Source organism: Burkholderia sp. Tr-20390, from assembly GCF_017104595.1.
Classification (GTDB): Bacteria; Pseudomonadota; Gammaproteobacteria; order Burkholderiales; family Burkholderiaceae; genus Burkholderia.
On the sequence record NZ_JAAGPC010000327.1, the window covers coordinates 1 to 5,423 of the forward strand.

Below are 5,423 nucleotides of genomic sequence, written 5' to 3' on the forward strand. Positions count from 1 at the left end.
CCCGAGCGTCGTGCTGACGCCCAAGGAGCGCGCGATTCTCGAGCTGCTTGCGCGCAACCTGTCTAACAAGGAGATCGCGGTGGCGCTGGCCGTTGGCGAGGAAACCGTGAAGTGGCACCTGAAGAACCTGTTCGGCAAGCTCGACGCCAGTTCGCGCAAGCATGCGGTGCGCCGCGCGCTGGTGCTGGGTCTCCTCGAAAGCGCGCCCTGACGTCGTAACGCCGGTTTCGCCAGTCGGGCGCATCGTCGCGCCCGCTTTCCTTCGATTCTCCGCAACCCTGCCCCCCGCGCATGGGGGGGAGCGGCCGCCCGCCGTTGCGTAGTCTTTCCGCACGGCTCAGGCGGGCGTCGCCTGTCACACCTTCCCGCTAGCCTCCCTGCTTCACCCGGACGGGCTCGATCCCGTCCGGCCCAATACGACCCTGGAGACTTCGATGAAGACGAAACTGGCCGCGCTCGCGGCGCTCGCCGGCTGTTCGGCGCTCGCGCATGCCCAATCCTCCGTCACGCTCTACGGCGTGATCGACTCGGGCCTGCTGTACCAGAGCACGTCGGCGGCGTCGTTCAGCCCGACCGCGCCGAACACGGGCAAGGTGTTCCGCATGAAGGACGGCGGCATCTACTCGAGCTTCTGGGGCATCAAGGGCAGCGAGGACATCGGCGGCGGCTACAAGGTCAACTTCAAGCTGCAGGGCTCGTTCGACAGCGGCAGCGGCAAGCTGCAGCTGAGCGACACGCCGGGCGCCGTCGCGATCTTCAACCAGGTCGCGTCGCTCGGCGTGTCGGGCCCGTTCGGCACGTTCACGGCCGGCCGCCAGATCGTGCCGATGATCTACGCGATGGCCGACACCGACGTGCGCAACGCGCAGTTCTTCGGCAGCGTGCTGATCGCGTGGCTCGGCCTGAACACGGCGGCCGGCTGGTCGGGAACGAGCACCAACGCAGCGATCGGCGCGCTGTACGACAGCAATGCGCTCGTCTACCAGTCGCCGACCTTCGCGGGGGCGTCGATCGCGCTCGAATACGCGCCGGGCGGCGTGGCCGGGCAGTTCCAGGGCGGCACGCGCGAGTCGGTCGTGCTCAGGTATGCGAACGACGGGCTGAACGCTTCGGCCGCCTACTACAACGGCCACGACACGAGCCCGGCGCCGGGCGTCGCGCCGACCGGCGTCGACAACAACCGTTTCATCTACGTCGGCGCGAAATACACGATCCACGATTTCTCGGTGTCGGCGTCGTACGGCAACGGCAGGAATCCGTCGCATGCGGACAAGGTGAACCTCGACATGCTGTCGGCCGGCATCGGCTATCGCTTCACGCCCGCGCTGCAGGTGACGTCCGCGGTGTATTACCTGAAGGATCGCAACGTCTCGGCGAACAAGTCGACGGCGGTCGTGCTCGCGGCCGACTACAGCCTGTCGAAGCGGACGATGGTCTATGCGCAGATCGGCCACGTGAACAACCGCGGCACGATGGACCAGATGCTCGTGTACGGGCAGCCGGTTGCGCCGGGCGTCGGCACGACGGCCGCGATGATCGGGCTGCGGCACAACTTCTGACGGTTGCCGGCGGCGCCTGGCGATGCCGCGGCGGTCGCGCGTGGCCACCGCCTGCATCGATCCGCGGGATCGGCTACAGTGGGCGTTTTCGGCGCGCTCCGCCCTGCCGTCTCGCCATCGACCGTGGCGCGTGCGGCAGCAGGAACGGGGCGCGGATCCTTCACTTCGACGAGCGACCCTTCATGCCCGACCTGTCCGCCTTCCCGATCACGCAAAAGTGGCCGGCCCAGCATCCCGACCGTCTCCAGCTCTACTCGCTGCCGACGCCGAACGGCGTCAAGGTGTCGATCATGCTCGAGGAAACCGGCCTGCCGTACGAGCCGCACCTCGTGCGCTTCGACACGAACGACCAGCTGTCGCCCGCGTTCCTGTCGCTGAACCCGAACAACAAGATCCCGGCGATCATCGATCCGAACGGCCCGGACGGCAAGCCGCTGCCGCTGTTCGAATCGGGCGCGATCCTGATCTATCTCGCGGACAAGACGGGCCAGTTGATCCCGAAGGATCTCGCGGGCCGCTACGAGACGATCCAGTGGGTGATGTTCCAGATGGGCGGCATCGGGCCGATGTTCGGCCAGGTCGGATTCTTCCACAAGTTCGCCGGCCGTGACTACGAGGACAAGCGTCCGCGCGACCGCTACGTCGATGAGTCCAAGCGCCTGCTCGGCGTGCTCGACGCGCATCTCGCGAATCGGCAATGGGTGATGGGCGATGCCTACACGATCGCCGACATCGCGATTTTCCCGTGGGTGCGGAACCTCGTTGGCTTCTACGAAGCGGGGGATCTCGTGGGCTTCAGCGAATTCCGGAACGTCAAGCGGGTGCTCGACGCGTTCGTTGCGCGTCCGGCTGTCGAGCGTGGGCTCAATATTCCGGCGCGAGGTTGACGGGCTAAGCGGTCGCACGCCGTGCGGGCCGCGGCCCGCGACTTGCACGCCCGCCGCATTGCGCGGCGGGCTTTTGAGGTTCATCTCAAATTCGCGGGGAGCGCCGGGAAGACCGACGGCTCTCGGCCACTTCCATCCGTTCGCCTGAGCGCCCGGATCGGCACTCGAACGTCATGCCCGCTCGGGTAGCGAACCGCAGTCAGTCGATTGCCGCCTTCGCGCCGTCAGATCTTGCGGACAGTCGCATAGCGTCCGGTCCCGCGATCCGCGTATGACTGCTTCCGAGTGAGCAGCGTTTCACTATCCCTGCAACGCCCACGCAAGATTCTTTTCGGCATCCTTGTTACCTTGTTCTGCGGCGCGGCGAAACAACTTGATCGCACGCTCCTTGTCACGGGGCACTGAAATTCCGAACCAATAGAACTTGCCCAATTCATTTTCGGAGAAATCATCGCCCAGCTCGGCGGCCTTTTCGTAATCTTTAACAGCTCGTTCGGACTGTTTCATGCCTTGATAAATTGCGCCCCTTTTGGAAAGGGCGTAACTGTTATTCGGATTCATGCCGATCAGCTTCGACAAAGGTGCGACTGCTTGCTCGTACTTGTGCTCGTGGATGAGTACGTCGCTCAATTGTGTCAGCATGTCCGGGTCGTTTGGCATCAATGCGAGCGCCTGGGCGTAAGCCTTTTCCGCGCCGGGATCATCCTTGTCGCGATACATGACCCAGGCTTTATCTGCAATGACCATCGCGTCGAACTCTCGTAGCGTCGTTGCCGGTAGAGGGAACCGCCGACACTCGTCGACAAAGGCGGCCATCTGTTTAGGGCTCCCGCCCCATCTTGTCTGTATCGAGACGAGATAGGTGCGCCTGACCACTATGTTCCCCGGGTCCCTTTTGACGGACTCGTCGAGCAACTCGCGGCTTTCCTTGTTCGTACCGGTAAGACCCTTCCAGATCTCGATCTCCTGCATATATGACACGGTGGGCTTTGCAGTCAATCCAGTCGACTTCGAGAGGTCGCGCAGCGCCATGCTGTGATAGGCCCTCATTCCCGCGAACTGTCGATCGCTGGTGCTCCGGGCATATGCACTGCCGCGCCTGACCCATCCCAACGCCTCGTAGTACATTCCGCGCGCCAACAACGCCGCATAGGACCGCGGAAACTGCGCGACCCATTGGTCGAACTTCGGCTCCAGGTCTGGGTCGGCGAAGTAAAAGGCGCGGAATGCCTCGACTAACCGCTCGTCGCTGATCGAGCCGTGCTCATAGGCCTGCTGAACGGCGGTCATGGCATGGTCCAGCTCGGCAAACCGGCCTTCCTTGAGTATGGCGCGCCTCTGCGCCGCATCGGGATCAGTCGTCTCCGCCGTGCACGCGACAGCATGGAATGCGACACATATCCAGCAACAGAGCAAGATTCTTCGAATCATTTTAGGCGCCTGGTACCCGTGAATACTTCAGATCAATCGCAATCGCAGTGTCTGGGTATTTCCTGCAGTCAGTTTTACAAGTTATGTGCCATTTTCCCAGCCATGTATGTCGGCGAATTCACCTACTTTCGAAGTCCAATATCCAGATGCGCGTTTGCCGATCGAGTCCGGTTCGACTCCGATCGGCGGTCAAACATGACGCGCTGACCATGGGCGCCCCCGTCGACGCGTTTCGACATTGAAACGTTTTTTGCGCGCGCTCGAGAGCAGGATTTCGGAATCCATGACTGAACGTCCACGGTGCGATTCGTGCACGCACGAAAATTCAAGCAGAACCTCGTGGCCCACGACGTGCGTTTGCGTCACGCATACGGCGGCGCTACTTGCTGTCCGCCCCTTTCGACGCCCCATCTCCCAACCCCGCCAGCAACTTTCCCAGCAGTTCCGACAACTGCGCCTGTTCCGCATCCGACAGCACGGCCAGCAACTCCCGCTGGTTGTCGATATGCGCGACGACTGCCTCATCGATCAGCGCGCGGCCCGCATCCGTCAGCGCGACGAGCGTGCCGCGCCCGTCGGCCGGGTTCGGACGGCGCTCCACCCACCCGGCCTTCTGCAGCCGGTCGATGCGCGCGGTCATCCCGCCCGACGACATCATCAGCGCGTCGTACAGCGCCGTCGGCGTCAGCGCGAACGGCGCCCCGCCGCGCCGCAGCGTGGCCAGCACGTCGAATTCGCCCGGCTGCATCCCGTAGCGCGCGAACAGCGGATTGAGACGGTCGCGCGCGATCACGAGCGCCGCTTCCTGAAGCCGCCCCATCACCACCATCGACGACGCGTCGAGATCCGGACGCTCGGCGCGCCATTGCGCGAGCGCATGCGCGGCTCGATCCATTAACCCTCCTCGGCTCACCAGTTATCTTGACGTCGAGATAAATCAGCATTTATCTTGACGTCGAGATACTTTACATGAAAAGCGCGGCACCTCACCGGAGGGCGCCGCGCACCGATATCGAGGGCCTTGCAATGAATCGCTTCACTTCCCCCGGATGGCGGCTTGCCGCCATCGTCCTGGTCGGGCTGAACCTGCGGCCGGCGCTTGCCGCGGTCGGCCCGCTGCTCGACATGATCCAGCGCGCGACCGGCATCAGTGACGGCTTGGCCAGCCTGCTGACGACGATCCCGATCCTGCTGATGGGCCTCGGCGCACTGAGTGCGCGGCGCCTGCAGCGCCTGACCGGCATCGCGGGCGGCGTCTGGCTCGGCGTCGCGCTGATCGGGCTCGCCTGCGTGTCGCGCATCGGCGCGCAGCACGCGTGGCTGCTGCTCGCGAGCGCCTGCTGCGCGGGCGTCGGGATCGCGATGGTGCAGGCGCTGCTGCCCGGCTTCGTGAAGGCGCATTTCGCGACGCGGATCGGCGGTGCGATGGGCGTCTATTCGACGTCGATCATGGGCGGTGCCGTGCTCGCGAGCGTCGTCGCGCCGTTCGCCGCGGCCCAGTGGGGCTGGCTCCCCGCGCTCGCGGGCTGGGCGCTGCCGGCCGGGG

At 64.5% G+C, this 5,423-nt stretch carries 6 protein-coding genes; 4 read left to right on the plus strand and 2 right to left on the minus strand.

Annotated features, from left to right (window positions below):
• From G3N98_RS38265 to G3N98_RS38275, 3 genes are all read left to right on the plus strand, one after another.
• On the plus strand, window positions 1-211 hold a 211-nt coding region (locus tag G3N98_RS38265; protein ID WP_077181828.1), incomplete at its 5' end, for a helix-turn-helix transcriptional regulator.
• A 223-nt stretch (window positions 212-434) separates the two neighbouring features.
• The gene (locus G3N98_RS38270) at window positions 435-1,559 is read left to right on the plus strand and encodes a porin (RefSeq protein WP_206151028.1); all 1,125 of its coding nucleotides are present in this window, start codon (window positions 435-437) and stop codon (window positions 1,557-1,559) included.
• 182 nt (window positions 1,560-1,741) lie between these two features.
• The gene (locus G3N98_RS38275; protein WP_174934120.1) at window positions 1,742-2,446 is read left to right on the plus strand and encodes a glutathione binding-like protein; all 705 of its coding nucleotides are present in this window, start codon (window positions 1,742-1,744) and stop codon (window positions 2,444-2,446) included.
• Between the two features lie 300 nt (window positions 2,447-2,746).
• Here G3N98_RS38275 and G3N98_RS38280 read toward each other — a convergent pair whose 3' ends face one another.
• Window positions 2,747-3,877, minus strand: a complete 1,131-nt coding sequence (locus G3N98_RS38280; RefSeq protein ID WP_206151029.1) for a DUF4034 domain-containing protein — start codon at window positions 3,875-3,877, stop codon at window positions 2,747-2,749.
• Window positions 3,878-4,256: 379 nt separating this feature from the next.
• Window positions 4,257-4,772 carry a MarR family transcriptional regulator gene (locus G3N98_RS38285; protein ID WP_089472792.1) on the minus strand — a complete coding sequence of 172 codons (516 nt, stop codon included), beginning with the start codon at window positions 4,770-4,772 and terminating at the stop codon, window positions 4,257-4,259.
• A gap of 131 nt (window positions 4,773-4,903) precedes the next feature.
• On the opposite strand from G3N98_RS38285, the gene G3N98_RS38290 reads away from it, so the two are divergent.
• Window positions 4,904-5,423 (plus strand): MFS transporter (locus G3N98_RS38290; protein ID WP_346779129.1); only part of this gene is annotated, 520 nt, incomplete at its 3' end.